The organism is Bradyrhizobium sp. 137 (genome assembly GCF_023074095.1).
GTDB lineage: Bacteria > Pseudomonadota > Alphaproteobacteria > Rhizobiales > Xanthobacteraceae > Bradyrhizobium.
The window spans coordinates 116,134-131,592 of record NZ_JADPKU010000044.1; the positions used below are offsets into that span (position 1 = coordinate 116,134).

The 15,459-nt window shown below is 64.8% G+C and carries 10 protein-coding genes; 3 read left to right on the forward strand and 7 right to left on the reverse strand.

Annotated elements, in window-relative coordinates:
• Nucleotides 1-1,053, reverse strand: a complete 1,053-nt coding sequence (locus IVA78_RS09745; RefSeq protein WP_247277644.1) for an Ldh family oxidoreductase — start codon at nt 1,051-1,053, stop codon at nt 1-3.
• A gap of 296 nt (nt 1,054-1,349) precedes the next feature.
• On the opposite strand from IVA78_RS09745, the gene IVA78_RS09750 reads away from it, so the two are divergent.
• Nucleotides 1,350-5,465: a GAF domain-containing protein gene (locus tag IVA78_RS09750; RefSeq protein ID WP_247417080.1), complete on the forward strand. Its 4,116-nt coding sequence runs from the start codon at nt 1,350-1,352 to the stop codon at nt 5,463-5,465.
• On the opposite strand, the gene IVA78_RS09755 is transcribed toward IVA78_RS09750, so the two are convergent.
• From IVA78_RS09755 to IVA78_RS09775, 5 genes are all read right to left on the reverse strand, one after another.
• Nucleotides 5,439-5,780 carry a hypothetical protein gene (locus IVA78_RS09755; RefSeq protein WP_247277642.1) on the reverse strand — a complete coding sequence of 114 codons (342 nt, stop codon included), beginning with the start codon at nt 5,778-5,780 and terminating at the stop codon, nt 5,439-5,441. The two genes, IVA78_RS09750 and IVA78_RS09755, sit on opposite strands and share 27 nt — an antisense overlap.
• Before the next feature lie 226 nt (nt 5,781-6,006).
• On the reverse strand, nt 6,007-6,999 hold the full coding sequence (gene galE / locus IVA78_RS09760; protein ID WP_247277641.1) for a UDP-glucose 4-epimerase GalE: 993 nt from the start codon (nt 6,997-6,999) through the stop codon (nt 6,007-6,009).
• Nucleotides 7,000-7,018: 19 nt separating this feature from the next.
• Nucleotides 7,019-7,822, reverse strand: coding sequence for a WecB/TagA/CpsF family glycosyltransferase (locus tag IVA78_RS09765; RefSeq protein WP_247277640.1), 804 nt, complete (start codon nt 7,820-7,822; stop codon nt 7,019-7,021).
• A complete protein-coding gene (locus IVA78_RS09770) occupies nt 7,815-10,196 on the reverse strand; it encodes a Wzz/FepE/Etk N-terminal domain-containing protein (RefSeq protein ID WP_247417077.1) in 2,382 nt (793 codons plus the stop codon). Before IVA78_RS09770 ends, IVA78_RS09765 begins: the two co-directional genes overlap by 8 nt.
• A 278-nt stretch (nt 10,197-10,474) precedes the next feature.
• A complete protein-coding gene (locus IVA78_RS09775; RefSeq protein WP_247277638.1) occupies nt 10,475-11,275 on the reverse strand; it encodes a methyltransferase in 801 nt (266 codons plus the stop codon).
• Nucleotides 11,276-11,682: 407 nt separating this feature from the next.
• On the opposite strand from IVA78_RS09775, the gene IVA78_RS09780 reads away from it, so the two are divergent.
• Nucleotides 11,683-12,711: a glycosyltransferase family 2 protein gene (locus IVA78_RS09780; RefSeq protein ID WP_247277637.1), complete on the forward strand. Its 1,029-nt coding sequence runs from the start codon at nt 11,683-11,685 to the stop codon at nt 12,709-12,711.
• A gap of 16 nt (nt 12,712-12,727) precedes the next feature.
• On the opposite strand, the gene IVA78_RS09785 is transcribed toward IVA78_RS09780, so the two are convergent.
• Entirely contained in the window at nt 12,728-13,714 is a 987-nt protein-coding gene (locus IVA78_RS09785) for a glycosyltransferase (RefSeq protein WP_247417075.1), read from the reverse strand.
• 315 nt (nt 13,715-14,029) lie between these two features.
• Between IVA78_RS09785 and IVA78_RS09790 the strand changes: the two genes are divergently transcribed.
• On the forward strand, nt 14,030-15,382 hold the full coding sequence (locus tag IVA78_RS09790; protein ID WP_247277635.1) for an O-antigen ligase: 1,353 nt from the start codon (nt 14,030-14,032) through the stop codon (nt 15,380-15,382).
• The last annotated feature ends 77 nt before the right edge of the window (nt 15,383-15,459 follow it).

Here is a 15,459-nt window from a genome sequence, read left to right on the forward strand (position 1 = left end):
TCAAGCCAGATCGAGGACGGTGTCGAGCCGGTACTCGCGCGCCAGCGCGCGCAGCTTCCCCCAGGTCGTATCCTCGATCTCGATGCCGTCGCGCAGGCGTTGCCGCTCGCGCAGGCCCTCGATCTCGCCGGGATAGAACACGCCCGTGCTGCCTTCGGACGGCGGCGTCGATTTGAGGTAATGCGCAAACTCGGCGACTTCACGCTTGAACTCCTTCAGCGGACGGAAGGCCGCGACGTTGAACACCGCCATGAAGCATCCGTCATTGTGCCGCCCGGTCGGCTCGACGCCGAAGCCGAGACCGGTGAGCAGGCCGCACAGCACCTCGACCATGGCAGCAAGACCGCTGCCCTTGTAGCCCTCGGTGCCGCCGAGCGGCAGCAGCGCGCCGCCCTTGCGATATTGGGACGGATCGGTGGTGTGCCGCCCCTCGGCATCGATGATCCACCCCGCCGGAATCTCCTCGCCGCGGGCAAGCGCGAGCTGGATCTTGCCGGCCGCCACCGCCGAGGTTGCCATGTCCAGATAGAACGGCGCATCGAGGTCGGACGGCACCGCGATCGAGATCGGGTTGGTGCCGAGCCGCGCCTCCTTGCCGCCAAACGGGGCGACGTGCTTCGGCGAGCGGCCGGAGTCCGCGGTTGCGATTCCGATCATACCTTCCCGCATCGCCATCAACGGATAAGCGGCAAGGCGGCCGACATGGCTCTGCCGGAACACGGTGCAGGCGGCGACGTTCGCCGTCTTCGCCTTCTCGATGGTCAGTGCCATGGCCTTGGCGTTGACGTGGTAGCCCAACCCCCAATGGCCATCGATCACGGTCGTGGTCGGCGATTCCTGGACGATGGTCCATTTGGCGCCGGGAACGATGTGTCCGGCCTTGATGCGGTCGATATAAGTGGGAACGGCGATCACGCCGTGCGAGTCATGGCCGGCGAGATTGGCGTTGACGCAGCCGAACGCCACCGCGTCCGCTTCTTCCTCGGACGCTCCGGCGGCGCGGAGCAGCGCTGCGCTGATGCACGTGAGACGCTCGGCCCCGACGATCGGCATGGCGTTTCCTCGGCTTGGTGCCCTTAACAGGGTGTTTGTTGGGTGCATGGTCTCAAAGCGCCGGCGCGATATCAATCTCCCGTAAACCAATACAGGGCTGCATTTTCGTAAAGAGAACGCGCCTTCGGTCGACAGTTCGTGCCATGCGGCGGTATTTTCGACAGTTTGGCGCCGGCCGTTCGCCGCTCATTCACTTTGATTGAGGGTTTGCAGCGCGCAATAACGTCCACTTAGGCGATCGCCACCCATAAAGTCACCCGGGAAAAATAGGCAGAAAATGCCCGGGAGCTGAGAACGTGCCGACGACCCTCGCACGCACCTTTGCGGCGTTGAGCGCCATCAACGAAGCGATTCTCTACGCGAAATCGCCGGACGAGCTGTACCAGAAGGTCTGCGACGCCGGGTTTTCGAGCGGAGATTTTTTGGCGGTCGCGGTGTTTCTGGTGGGACCGGACGGCCGGCGGCTGCATTTTGCGGCCGGCTGCGGCGATGACGTTGCGCGCCTGCGCTCGATCGTGATCACGACGGAAGCAGGCACGCCCGAAGGATCCGGCGTCGGCGGCGAGGCGTTTCGCGATCAGAAGCTGTGCATCAGCAACGACTATCTGAACGACCCGCGTTCGCTGGCGTGGCGCGAGGGTGCGGCGAAGGCCCAAATCGGGGCGGCTGCAGCAGTCCCGCTCCTCTGTAACGGCAAGGGCGTCGGCGTGCTCTACGTGACCCGCCGCAACGCCGGATCGCTGAACGAGCAGATGGTGTCGCTGTTCGAGCGCATGTCAGCCAATATCTCCTATGCGCTCGAGAATTTCGAGCGAGAAGGAGCGCGCCGGGACAGCGAGGCGGCGATGCGGCGGCTCAATCGCATGTTTGGGGCGCTTAGCGCGACCAACGAGGCAATCCTCAAAGCCAATACCGAATTGGACTTGTATCAGCGGGTCTGCGACGCAGCAGTGCACGGCGGCAAATCACTGGCGACTTTCGTGCTGTTGCGCGAGGAGAACTCGCATTGGCTGACGCCGGTGGCCGCGACCGGACAAAATCTCGATCTGATCAGACAGGCACGCTACTCGATCGATCCCGACAATCCTCACGGTCGGGGCATCTCCGGCCAGGTCTTCCGGACACAGAAGGCGATGGTCGAAGACGACCTCGTCGGTCGTACCAAGGGAACGACTTGGGAGCGGGCCAGCATCAATGCTGGCGCGGTCGCCTGCGTCGCCGCACCACTGATCAAGCGCGGAACCAGCGTCGGCGTGATGTTCTTCTTCGTCAGCAAGTCTTGGGCGAAGGACCATGGCATCGTCGCGCTGTTGCTGCGGATGACCGAGAACGTGTGCTTTGCGCTCCAGAATTTCGATCGCGACGAGGAGAAGGCGCAGATCGCGCGCGAGGAGGAGCGGCTCGCGCGCATGTACGCCGCGCTGAGCGCCACCAATGAGGCGATTATCCGGGCCACGTCGCGTGCCGAGCTGTTCGATCTCGTATGCGAGGCCTCAGTGCAGGGTGGTAAGTTCGGCTCGGCAACGATCGCGCTTGCCGAGCCCGCCTCCGGCTTGCTTCGGGTCGTCGCCTCCGCAGGGCCGTACTCCGATGAAGTACGCAGACTCAAATTCGCCACGACCGACAAGGTGCCGGAGGGAAGAGGCCTGACCGGCACGTGCTTCCGCACCGGGCAGCCGTGCATCTCCAATGACCTGCTCGCCGACGAGCGCCTCAAACCCTGGCACGAGAGTGCCCGCCGCACCGGCGTCAAGTCCTCCGCCGTGTTGCCGTTGCTGAACGGCGACCGCACGGAGGGCGTGTTCCTGTTCAACTCGCTCGAGATCGGCACGTTTACGCCGGAATTGGTCGAACTGCTGGAACGGCTCGCACGCAACGTGTCATTTGCGATCGCAAATCTCGACCGCGCCGAGGAGAAGGCGAAGGCCGACAAGCAGCGAGACCGGCTGAGCGGCATGTTCGCGGCGTTGAGTGCCACCAACGAAGCCATCATGCGCGCCGAGACCCGTGAGGAGCTGTTCGAAGTCGCATGTCAGGCGGCCGTGCTGGGCGGCATGTTCGCCTCTGCGACGATTGGAATCATCGACCAGAAACGTGAGTTGGTCCGGGTCGTCGCCGTGAAGGGACGGCTCCAGCAGCGAATGGTCGGGCGCACCTGCGCGATTGCCCCGGATCATCCCGAGGGCCAGGGCATCATTGGAACCTCGCTGCGGACGCGCCGGCCCAGTGTCGTCAACGACTATATGCACGATCCGCGCTCAGCACACTGGCACTCCAAGGCGGTCGAGGACGGAACCCGGGCCGCTGCCAGTTTCCCGCTTCTACGTTCCGGTCAGGAGCCGATCGGCATCCTGCTGTTCCTTGCTCCGGAGGAGGATACATTCACGCCCGATCTGGTCGAACTGCTGGCCCGTCTCGCAGAGAACGTCTCGTTCGCGCTCGACAATTTCGACCGCGCCGAGGAAAAGGCCCGCACCGAGGCGCAGAAGGAGCGCCTGACCCGCATGTTCGCGGCGCTGAGCGCGACCAACGAGGCGATCATGCGGGCGAAATCGCGCGCCGAATTGTTCGACCTCGTGTGTCTCGCCGCATCGAACGGCGCCAAGTTCACCTCGACGACCATTGCGCTCGCCGGCGCCGACAGCGACCAGCTCAAGATCGTGTCAAGCGCAGGACCGTCGTCCGACACCACGCGCAATGTCCGCCTCTCGGTCGACCCCGAGCGCCCCGAAGGTCGGGGGATGGCCGGCACGGCGTTCCGGACCCGGCAGCCCTGCATCAGCAACGACTATCTCAACGACCAGCGCGTGAGCGCCTTCCACGCCATTGTTCGTGGCGACGGCGCACGGTCGGGCGCGGCGATCCCGCTCATCGTTCATGATCTGGCCGTCGGCGTCATGATCTACATGTCGACCGACAAGGACACGTTCACCGCCGAGTTCGTCGAGCTGTTGCAGCGCCTTGCCGACAACGTTGCCTTCGCGATGGAGAATTTCGATCGCGCCGACGAGAAAAAGAAGGCCGACGAGCGGATCGAATACCTCGCCTCGCATGACAGCCTGACGGACCTGCCGAACCGCGAGACATTCAACGGATTGTTGCGCGAAGCGATCGGCGCGGCGCAGCGCTACGATCACCGCTTTGCGGTGCTGTTCATCGATCTCGACCGCTTCAAGGTCATCAACGATTCGCTCGGCCACGAGGCCGGCGACCTGCTCTTGCTCGAAGTGGCGAGTCGGTTGCGGAGCGCGCTGCGGACTAGCGACGTGGTGGCACGGCTCGGCGGCGACGAGTTCGTGGTGATCCTCGACCGGTGCGGCGAGATCGACGAGGTCCAGCGCATCGCCAGCGGGCTGCTTGCCGTGCTTGCCGAGCCCATGGAGCTGGCCGGGCACGAGTGCCACACCACGGCCTCGATCGGCATTGCGATGTATCCGACCAACGGCTCCGACGCGCAGACGCTGACCAAGAATGCCGACATGGCGATGTATCTCGCCAAGGAAGACGGCAAGAACGGCTATCGCTTCTTCTCGAAGGAAGTGAAGACGCAATCGATCGAACGTCTGTCGCTGGAGAGCGCGCTGCGCCGGGCGCTGGAGCGCCAGCAATTTTCGCTGAATTACCAGCCCAAGGTGGATATGGAGACCGGCCAGATCACCGGAGTGGAAGCGCTGCTGCGCTGGACGCATCCCGATCTCGGCAACGTCTCGCCGGCGCAATTCATTCCGCTTGCCGAGGAGACCGGGCTGATCGTGCCGATCGGCCGCTGGGTGCTGAATGAAGCCTGTGCCCAAGCGATGGCTTGGCAGCGCCGCGGCCTGCTGCCCCTGTCGATGGCGGTCAACCTGTCGCCGCGGCAGTTTGCCGACGAGCATCTGTTGCAGGACGTCGATGAGGCGCTGGCCGCCAGCGGCATGTCGCCGGTGCTGCTCCAGCTTGAGGTCACCGAGAGCATGATGATGCGCAATGTCGGGCGCGCGCTCAAGGTGCTCGACGCCATACAGAGCCGCGGCATTCGCCTCGCCATCGACGATTTCGGCACCGGTTATTCGTCGATGTCGCTGATGAAGCACTTCCCGATCGACACGATCAAGATCGACCGCTCCTTCGTCCGCGACCTGCCGCAGGATTCGGAAGATCAGGCGATCGCGCAGGCGATCATCAGCATGGGCAAGGCGCTCGGCATGACCGTCGTCGCCGAAGGCGTCGAGAACGCCGAGCAGGAGGCATTCTTGCGTACCCATGGCTGCGACGAGATGCAGGGCTATCTGATCTCCAAGCCGCTGCCGGCGCGGCAGATGGCCGAACTGCTGCGGCCGATGGAGCTGACCGTTGCGCCGCCGCTCCAGCCGGAGCCGGACCTTGCCGCAACCGATGCCGCAGCGTTACGGCTGAAACGCGCTGTCATCTGACGGCTGCGGGTGCAGCTCGCGGACGTCGTCATCCTTGCTTTCCGCCTTGCGCGGAAAATCTTCCGGCCACGGCAGTGAGGTCTGATCCTCGAACAGCGCGAGAAGTAGGCGCGCGCCATCGGCAAAGGCCGATCCTTCGCCGAGGCCGAGCGTGCGCGACCACGCACTTGGCATAGGCTGGCGCACGTCGAGCACCGCGATCGCGGGTCCCCACCACCAGGCCGGCGCCGGCGAACGTTCGTCCTCGGGCACAGCGAGCCAGCGGGCGAACTCCTCCACCACGCGCTCGAATTGCAGGCTTGCGGCCTGATGCATTCGTTCCGTGCTCCCTTGGGTCCGCCTGAGCAGGCCGATGCGCGCACTCGGTCGTGGTCTTTACGTTTGAAGAACGGCTCGTGTCGCGCAGCCACGTCTGCCGCTCCCATCGGCGGCCAGGCCTGAAACATGCGGCGGCCGGAAAAGCGGTCGACGCCGGTTGTCATAGTCTCTTCATTCTCTTTAGCCGCTGAAGGGCCCTGCCGGCAAGGTGCAGGACGGTTACCTAACGCGACCTGAAGGGATGCGCCTTCTGGTGCCAGGCCCAGGCGGTGCGGATGATCGTAGACAGGTCGGAGTGACGCGGCATGAAGTTCAGCACCTTCTTCGCGGCAGAGGGATCCGCGACCAGATAAGTGGGATCGCCGGCGCGGCGCGGCTTGACGGTGTGTGGCACCTCGCGTCCGGTCTCCTGCCTGATGGCGTTGAGGATCTCGCGCACGGAAAAGCCGGAGCCGGTGCCGAGATTGAAGCTGCCGCCGGCATGCCCTTCTTCCAGAAGCTTCAGTGCCGCCACATGCGCCGCGGCGAGATCGGTGACATGGATGTAGTCGCGGATCGCGGTGCCGTCGGGCGTGCCGTAGTCGTCGCCGAACACTGCGAAGTCGACATGACCCTGAAGCGCCATCATGGCGCGCGGAATGAGATGGGTTTCGTTGTCGCGCAGTTCTCCGATGCCGCCGGCTGGGTCGGCGCCGCTGGCGTTGAAATAGCGCAGGCAGAACGCGCCGAAGCCATAGGCCGCGCGGTAATCGGCGAGCATGCGCTCGATCATCCATTTCGATGCGCCGTAGGGGTTGATTGGCACGCAGGGAAAGTCTTCCGGCAGTTCCTTGGAATCGGCGTTGCCATAGACGGCGCCGGTCGAGGAGAACACGATGCGATGGCAGTTCGCGTTACGCATCGCCTGCAACAGCGACAGCGTGCCTTGCACGTTGTTGATGTAATATTTCTGCGGGTCGGTCATGGACTCCCCGACGAGGCTCGCCGCCGCGAAATGCATCACTGCCGTGATCTTGTGATCGGCGAAGGCGCGCGCCAGTGCTGTGCCGTCGAGCAGATCGCCCGTCACCAGCGGGCCAGTCACGAAACTGCGATGGCCCGTCGAGAGATTGTCATAAACGACGGGCTGATAGCCGGCGGCGGTCAGTGCGCGGCAGGCATGCGAGCCAATATAGCCCGCGCCCCCGGTGACGAGGACGGTCGGTCGGTCGGTCATGTCGTGTTCAGCTCTTCCCTTAACGGACGGGTCGGTTACGGCTGAAGAGAAGATAGAGCGCGCGGGGGTTGGTGGTCAAATAGCGCCAGAACAGGCGGCGTGGCTCGAGCCAGGTGCGCCAGGCCCACTCGAGCCCGATCTTCTGCATCCATTGCGGCGCGCGGGAACGGCTGCCCGACAAAAAGTTGAAGAGGCCGCCGGATGTCTTGATAACGCCAACATTGGTGAGATGCGGCGTGAATTCCTCCACGAATGCCTGCTCGTTGGGCACGCCGAGCGCAACCCAGAGATAATCCGGCGCAAGCGCGTTGATTTCCTGGACCTTCGCGCGCAACGCTTCGCCGCGCAGATAGCCATGGCTGCGGCCGACGATCTTGAGGTTCGGATACATCTTCTGAACGTTCTCGACCGCTGCGATGTTCTCGGCCTCGCTGGCGCCGAGCATGTAGAAGGTGCGGCCGAGCGCTTCCGCCTTGCGCGCGACGACATGGAACAGGTCCGTGGTTGCGACGCGCTCCGGCAGCGGAAACCAAGATTGTAGCTTCGAAGCCGCGACCAGCGGCTGGCCATCGGCGTTGATCAGGTCGGCGATGCGGAACAGGCGCTCGGTCTGCGGCTCGGTCGAGCAGCGCGCCAGCACCTCGCCATTGGCCGAAGTCAGGAACAGCGGACGGCCGATGCGATTGTCAGGATCGGTCGCCTCGATCATGAAATCGGCGGTCGCTTCCAGGTCGATCGCGGCCATGCGAAGGCCGCCGACGGTGATCCGCGGCACGTCGGCAGTTGCCGTCCGTCCCTCGAAATTGACGCGACGCTCAAGCATATTGCCGGCCTCGCTGGCGCGTTTGGGCTGCGGGAGTGAGCTCGTCGAGCACGACGCCGACGAGCTTGCGCTCGGCGCGGCCGAGTGTGGTCAAGATCTCTTCCAGGCTGTCGTTGATGTCGAGGCTGGTCGGCAGCACCGCCACCAGCGCGTCGGTGTCGTCCAGCAGCTTGCGGCCGCCGGCCGAGAGCGGCACCGCGGGGCCGTCGAGGATCACGAGATCATAGCCACCCGCGGCTCGCGCCTGTGTAATCGCCTTGCGGATGGCGTCGGCCGCCTTGCCGGCGTCGCCCTCTGCGGCCGGCAGCACCGAGATGCCGTTGACCGTCTTGATCTCGCGGGCGTCCTTGCTGCCAATCGAGAGCCAGCCGAGCCTGCTCGGCTCGTTCTTGCCGCGACGATCGACCTTGTTCGAGAGCGAACGCGCCTGATGATCGGCATCGATCATCAGCACGCGGGTGCCGTCGCGCGCGGCGGCCAGTGCGAAATTCAATGCGGCCACGCTACGCCCGGTGGTCTCGCCGGTCCCGACGAGCGCGATGACCGGCATCGCCATGCCGCCGGCGCGCCGGGCCACGGCAGCGCGCATGTCGCGCCAGGCATTGAGCAGCGTGGTGAGGGGAAAGCCGGGGCGCAGGGTCGGCCAGCCCAGCCGGGTGAGATCGACGCTGCCGCCGGTGGCGAGAATGGCGCCGAGCGTATGAATGACGTCGGCCTCCTGGAGGCGTGCGATCAGCGGCTTCTCGATCAGGGGCTTCTCGACGATCGAAGGCTGTAACGGAGGTGCGGCAAGTTCCGGCGGAGCTTGCTCTACTTCCGGAGCACCTGAGACCTGCGGGGACGGCCAGGCCTCCGAGACCTCTGGTGCCCGCGCGCGCTGCGGAGCTCGCGTCGCATCCGGCGCCGGCGTGCGCTGTGGACGGGCAGGTGTTGGCGCCGGCGCGCTCGCACCAGCGAACATGAGCTCGGCCGCAGCGAACCAGCTCGACGCCGCGACCGCACCGAAGATGAAGCCGATCATGGCAAACAGGCTCATCGCCGGCGGGAACGAGCGCCGCTGCGGCACCGTCGCTTCGCCGATGACGCGGGCTGCTGAGGTGTTCAGGCTCTCCTGCTCCTCGGTCTCGCGGGAACGCTTGAGGAAGGATTGATAGACGTCGCGGCTGGCGTCGGCCTCGCGCTCGAGCTCGCGCAGGCGGACTGCGGCCTGGCTGAGCTGGACACTCTGCCGCTTCTGCGCTTCCAGCGCCCGGTTGAGCGAGGCTTCGAAGTCGCGGGCACGCGTCAGGTCGTTCTTGGCGGACTGGGCGAAGCGATCGATTTCCTCGTTGATGGTGCGCTTGAGATCCTCGACCTGCTTCTCGGTCTGGCGCAGCGCCGGGTGGCGCGGGCCGAGCTCGCCGGCTTGTTCCGCATACTTCTTGCGGGCGTCCGCATATTGCGCGCGCAGGTTCGCAATCGTCGGCGATTGCAGCGCCTCGGGGATTGCGCCCGCATCCGCCGCCGTGCGCCGGCTCGCCTCGATCTGGTCGAGCCGCGCCTGCGCATCCATCGTCGCCGCGCGGGCCGCGGCCAGCCGCTGGTTGCTGGCGGAGAGCTGCTGGTCGCTGATCAGCGTGTCCTGGGTGCCGACGAAATTGTTCTGGGCCTTGTAGGTGGCAAGCGCGGTCTCGGCGTTGCGCAGCCGCTCGCGCAGCTCCTTCAGGCGGCCGGAGAGATCATTGGTGGCGCGCCGTGCGGCCGAGGCCTGCGAGTTGCGGGATTCCGCAAGATAGGCATTGGTCAGCGTGTTGGCGAGCATTGCCGCTTTCGCGGGGTCCGTCGACCAGACCTCGATGTCGACGATGAAGCTCTTCTCGGTCTTGCGGACCGTGATGTGCCGGTTCAGCGCGTCGAGCGCCGCGAGCTGCACTTCCTTCTTTTCCGCAGCGGAGGGCGCGCGGGGCTGAAGGCCGATCAGGCCGAGCAGCGATGACATCAGGCTCGTGCCCTCGCCGCCGCCGAATTCCGGATCCTTGTCGAGGCCGGCTTGCTGGATGACCTGGAGCAGCACGCTATTGGAGGTGATCAGGCGCGCCTGGCTCTCCACCACCATGGACATGCCGGAGACGTCCTGGGCGCGCGGCGTCAGCTCGCGATCGACGAGCTGAAGCTCGCGCGGGTCGACATAGAGCTGTGCGGTGGCGGTGTAGCGCGGCGTCAGGCTCTTGCCGATGGTGACCGCAAGCGTCGCGCCGAGCAGGGCGGCCGCGGCAATCGCGACCTTTCGCCGCCAGAGCAGATTGGCGAGCTCCAGCACGCTGAAGCCGGCCTGAGGCTTTCCTCGCGGGGCCTCCGGTCTGGCCCGCTCAATCGGCTGGTTATAGTCAAGCATGATCCCCAGCTTTCATTCCAACTGCCGCGGGCTGAGGGGTTACTCTTCGTTTCACGCCACGCACCCGGGATATAGGTGCCCAATCAACGCAACAGGAAAAATTAACCATACTCATTGAGGGACTATTCACCGAAATGGCAAACAAAGCGTTTAAGCGCATGTCGTTCTTCGGTGCGTCGCGGCGACGCTGAGGTCGCTCAGAGATCAACGGTTCGTTACCGCGCGCAGCGTGGCCGCGAAGCTTCGCTTGTTGTGCGATCCGCTGCGCGCGCATGGCGTCAGCTCTTTCGCAGGATGACGTGATAATCGCCGCGGCGGACGTCGGTGCCGCGCGGCAGCACGGCGTTCAGCACCGTGGCCCCAGCGTCGGCCAGGGCCGCAAACAAAGGCTTGCGCCGGCGCATCTCGGGATAGCGCGGGCTCTCGACTTCACGACGATAGATCATCTCGAGACCGTTGGCGGCCGCAAATGCTTCGAGCCTCGGCAATGTCACCAGCGGATGGAAGAACGTCGGGAACGGCGGCTCGCCCGGCAGGCCGGCATCCTTGATGCCGCGGATATTCCGGTAGAACCAGACGTGGAACCAATGCGGCGAGTATTTGGTGACCACGCCGGACAGCGAGCGCGGGTTGGGGGCGCCGATCAGGATCATTCCGCCGCGCTTGAGCGCATCGCGGAAATTCAGCAGTGCGGCTTCGACGTCGGGAAGATGTTCGATCACGTTGTAACAGATGACGAGATCGAAAGTCTCTTGCCCAAAACGGTAGGTCTGGACGTCACCGAGGATCGCCACGTCCGCGTAGGTATTGTTGCGGACCTGATCCTCGTCGATGTCGACGACGGTGATGTGACTGCGGCTTGGCAAGTCCGGCGGCAGAACGCTGCACGAGCCACCGCCGGCTTCATAGATGGCGAGCCGGCCCTGCGGCAGTTCGCGGCGCAGCACGTCATGAATCGCGAGCAGGCTGTCGCGGGCTTCGCCAGGGATCAGATCGTGCAGCGCCTGGGTGGGGGGAGTGGCCGCGGAGACGTTGATCGCCGTGGCTGTCGCGAACTCGATCGTCGCTGGCTTGTTCATGATTTTCTGACCGCACTTGTTCTATTCAAATTTACAGGAAAAAACTCGCTTGGCCGAAGAGCAAATCTGATGCCGCGCCATCTCACTGATCGCAGTGCTTACGGTCGGGTTAATGCGCATAGGCGTTAACTACGGCATTGTTCGTGTTGAGGTGTTGTCGGCGCATTGGACCGCGAGTTGCACTAACACGGGTGCGAGGTTTCGCTGCGGAAGCGTGCGAAGGCGGTTAACTGCATGGTGTTTGTGCCAAGATGGCTGGAGATCGCCAGCGTGCGCGAGGATTTTCCGCTCGCCGGCCGTTCATTTTGGGACGCATCTGTCCCGCCGCGATGTGCCGTCGCGGGACGCGGCCGATCCGCGCGATCGAAGCAGGGCTTTTTCAACATATCTCGGACATCTAGGACGTCATGACACTGATCCCGACAGACTTGTCCGCCACGCGCTTCTCGGACCTCGTGTGCGATCCCAACCGCGAGATCGCGGCGAGCTCCAGCGTCATCGACCTGTCGGTCGGCATCGTCGTCTGCATTCCCTGCTTCCGCCGCCCGCAGCATCTGCGGCTGACGTTGGACTCGCTGGCCAGCCAGCGCACACCTCGCTCCTTTGCGGTCGTCATGGTCGAGAACGATGCCGCGCTGCGCGAGAGCGCGCCGGTCGCCGCGGAATATCTCGCCGACGGGAGGCTCCAGGGCATCTGCCTCGTCGAGAAGCGGCAGGGCAATTGCCAGGCGATCAACGCCGCGTTCGAGACGGCGCAGGCCATATTTCCCGCCGCGACCCGCTTCCTGATGATCGACGACGACGAGATCGCCTCGCCCGATTGGCTCGAGTTGATGGTGCGCACCGCGGAGGCGACCGGCGCCGACGTGGTCGGCGGGCCGGTGTTGCCGGTCTTCGACGACGACAGCCAGCCCTGGCTGTCACGTCATCCCGCTTTCTGTCCCGCCTATGATTACAGCGGCGCGGTGCCGCTGATCTATGGCTGCGGCAATTGTCTGATCACGCGTGCGGTATTCGAGCGGTTCGAGCGTCCGGCCTTCGACCTGCGCTTCAATTTCCTCGGCGGCGGCGACTGCGATTTCTTCGTGCGGTGCCGCGATGCCGGCATGACATTCCACTGGACGGCGGAGGCGGTCATCACCGAGACCGTGCCGCAAAGCCGCACCAGCCTCGGCTGGATCGCGAAGCGAGGCTTGCGCATCGGTGCGATCAATTATCGCGTGCAGTCCAAGGCTGCGCAGAGCGCAGCGGCGCGGATGCTGGTGTTTGCGCAGATGGTTGGCCGGTTGCCGCTGTCGCTAGTGCGTGCGGCCGGTCTGCTGACATCGTCGAAGACAGTCGTCGCGATGCATCCCGTGATGGTCGCGCTCGGCTCCGTGCTTGCGGCATTCGGCATCGAGCCGAAGCCCTATGAAGCCTCGAAGATCGTGTCCTGACGCCCTGGTAGCGGAGCTAGATGCCAAAACGGGCGAGGACGACCCGGAGCGCGGAGCGCGGCAGCGATTTGAGCGAGCGCCGGCCGACCATGGCGAGATAGGCGACGGCGTCGCGATATCTGCCGAAGCGAACCGCCTGCATCGCCGAATAGGTGACGAGATGAATCTCGGCGGCCCGGCGCAGCGCGCCGGCCGTGCCTTCGGGCAGTCTCGCCAGGATCAGCCCGTCGTCGAAGACTCGCGCGACCGCCGGGAAGAAATCCTGCGGCGTCCGCACCGCGGCATTCATCGTGTTCGCCGTGTGCAGGCGATAGTCGAGCAGGAGCTTTGGCGCGAATTCGAACTCGCCGATCGCGGCAAGTCGGCACCAGCAATGCCAATCCTCGCAATATCTGAGGGAGACGTCGAAGCCGCCCACAGCGCGAAAAGCCTCCGCACGGGTGAGCACGATGCCGCCATTGACGATGAAGTTGCCGGCTGCGAGCCGCGTCAGCACGTCGCCGGACGGCTTGCAACGTCCCTTCAGCAGATCGCGCCGGCCGATCTGCCGTCCCTCGCTGTCGATCGTGTTGTAGTCGCCATAGACGAGAACCGCGCGCGGAGCGCCGCGCGCTGCCGCCAGCAGGGCCGCCACGCCATCGGGCCGCAGGCGGTCGTCGGCATCGAGGAAGAGCAGCCAATCGCCGACCGCCTGCCGCGCGCCAAGATTGCGCGCCGCTGACACGCCCGCGGAGGCGTTTTGTATCATGCGGAGCCGTGGATCACGCATGGCGCGGACGATCGCAATCGTGTCGTCGGTCGAGCCGTCGTCTACGACGATGATTTCGGCGACATCGCGTTGCGCCAGCGCGCTGGCGATGGTTTCGCCGATATAGGCCGAAGCGTTCTTGGCGGGAATGACGACGGATACCGACGCGCCCGGATTCACCGGCAACGGCAGGCGCGCCGCCGGCATCACGCGTGAGGCAGCCGTTAATTCGAGAACCTCGTCGGCGGTGATCAAGCTGCGACTCGTCTTTAATGATCCGTTAACCAGGGCGCGTCTGCCGAGCCGGCAATGCCAGCAATCGAAATCTCGGCTGCTGCGGATGATACCCGCATTATGGGCAAGTCGCTGCCGCGAGCGCCTGCGCGGCGCCGGATTCGTGGAATAACGTTAAGCCGGTGACATTGAGCCTGCGGCAAATCTAGAGTGCGGCAGCGCTGCCGCACAGAATATGCCTGTCGTCTTCGACATGCTGGTTGACGGATGGTTAACGGCGGTGAGCTAGAACCTGAAGCTTCCCGGCCTCACCTGCCTTGAGCTATGGATCGCAGCTTGGATCGCAGCGCCGCTGACATGACTGACGTCGAGGCCCGATCGTTGGGCCACGTCCTGCGCGGCGGGCTCGCAGGGCTGAACGCGGTGCGGGCAGCGCGCTGTCTCGTCGCCGTCGCGGCCTTGCTGTTGATCCTGGTGACGCTCGATCCGTTTCCGGACCTGCGGAGTGAGAATTTCGCTACTGTCGTCAGCGGGCGAATGGCGCTGACCTACATCGCCTTCGGCCTCTTGGCCGTGGTCGCCGTGCTGTTCGCCGCCGTGACCGATGCGCCAGCGCTGAAGTCCCTGGTGACCCCGTTGCATCTCTGTCTCGTCGGTTGGCTCTTGATCAACATCGCCTTCTCCGAGAGCCGCGGCGTTTCGTTTCAGCGCTTCGTGCTCGCGGCGAGCGTGACGTCGCTCGCCGTGCTCCTGCCGCTGTTGCCGCCGACGCAGCGCAGCTTCAACCTGTGCCTCGGCGGTGCCGCGCTCGCGCTGCTCGTGCTCTGCTATCTCGGCGTCTTCCTCGCGCCGCAATATTCGATTCACACCGCGTTCGACATCACCGAGCCGCAGCTTGCCGGTGACTGGCGCGGCAGTTTCGGCCACAAGAACGTCGCCTCGCCGGTGATGACCATCCTGGTCTATGTCGGCATCTACCTTTGCAGTGCCGGCGCGTTCGTGATGGGGCCGGCGATCGCGGTGCTTGCCGGCATCTTCCTGATCTTCACCGGCGGCAAGACGTCCTCGGTGCTGTGCCTTGCGATCTACGCGCTGGCGTCGCTGGTCTACGTCACGCGCAGCCTCTGGCTGAAGCGGATCATCTGTTTCGTGCCGCTGATCGCGATGAACCTGCTGACGGTGGGCAGCGTCTTGAGTCCGTCGCTCGGCGCCATGACGCGGCTGCTTCCGCTCGACCCCACTTTCACCGGGCGCTCCGCCATCTGGGAATTCGCGCTCGCAGCCGTCGCCGAGAAGCCGATCATCGGCCACGGCTATGCAGCCTTCTGGGATGATTTGACCGAGCGGCAGACCACGCAAGGCGCGGAATGGGCGACGAGCGCGGCGCACAGCCACAACAGCTATCTCGACCTCGCCGTCACCATCGGCCTGTCGGGGCTGCTGCTGGTGATCCTCGTCTTCGTGCTCGCACCGCTCGGCAATTTTCAGTCGGCCCAGGCGCATAACCGCAGTCGCGCGCTGGCAAAGCTGTTCCTGACGGTATGGCTGTTCGGCCTTTATTACGGAGCCACCGAGACCTTCCTGCTCGACCGACAGAGTCCGATCTGGTTCATCTTCGCTGTCGCAGTGGCCGGCCTGCACTTCCTGGCCCGGTTCCAGTGCGCAGGGCAGGTGGAACCTGAGCACTGACACCTGTCGCAGCGGGGCGGCTTTAAGTGGCATCGCTTAACGATAAGAGGCGACGTTACTTGTCCTCCGCGGCAAAA

What these genes read in the sequence shown, in the direction of transcription:
- IVA78_RS09745 (WP_247277644.1), bottom strand. Translation starts at nt 1,053, where the DNA reads ATGCCGATCGTCGGGGCCGAGCGTCTCACGTGCATCAGCGCAGCGCTG.
- IVA78_RS09755 (WP_247277642.1), bottom strand. Translation starts at nt 5,780, where the DNA reads ATGCATCAGGCCGCAAGCCTGCAATTCGAGCGCGTGGTGGAGGAGTTC.
- galE (WP_247277641.1), bottom strand. Translation starts at nt 6,999, where the DNA reads ATGACCGACCGACCGACCGTCCTCGTCACCGGGGGCGCGGGCTATATT.
- IVA78_RS09765 (WP_247277640.1), bottom strand. Translation starts at nt 7,822, where the DNA reads ATGCTTGAGCGTCGCGTCAATTTCGAGGGACGGACGGCAACTGCCGAC.
- IVA78_RS09770 (WP_247417077.1), bottom strand. Translation starts at nt 10,196, where the DNA reads ATGCTTGACTATAACCAGCCGATTGAGCGGGCCAGACCGGAGGCCCCG.
- IVA78_RS09775 (WP_247277638.1), bottom strand. Translation starts at nt 11,275, where the DNA reads ATGAACAAGCCAGCGACGATCGAGTTCGCGACAGCCACGGCGATCAAC.
- IVA78_RS09780 (WP_247277637.1), top strand. Translation starts at nt 11,683, where the DNA reads ATGACACTGATCCCGACAGACTTGTCCGCCACGCGCTTCTCGGACCTC.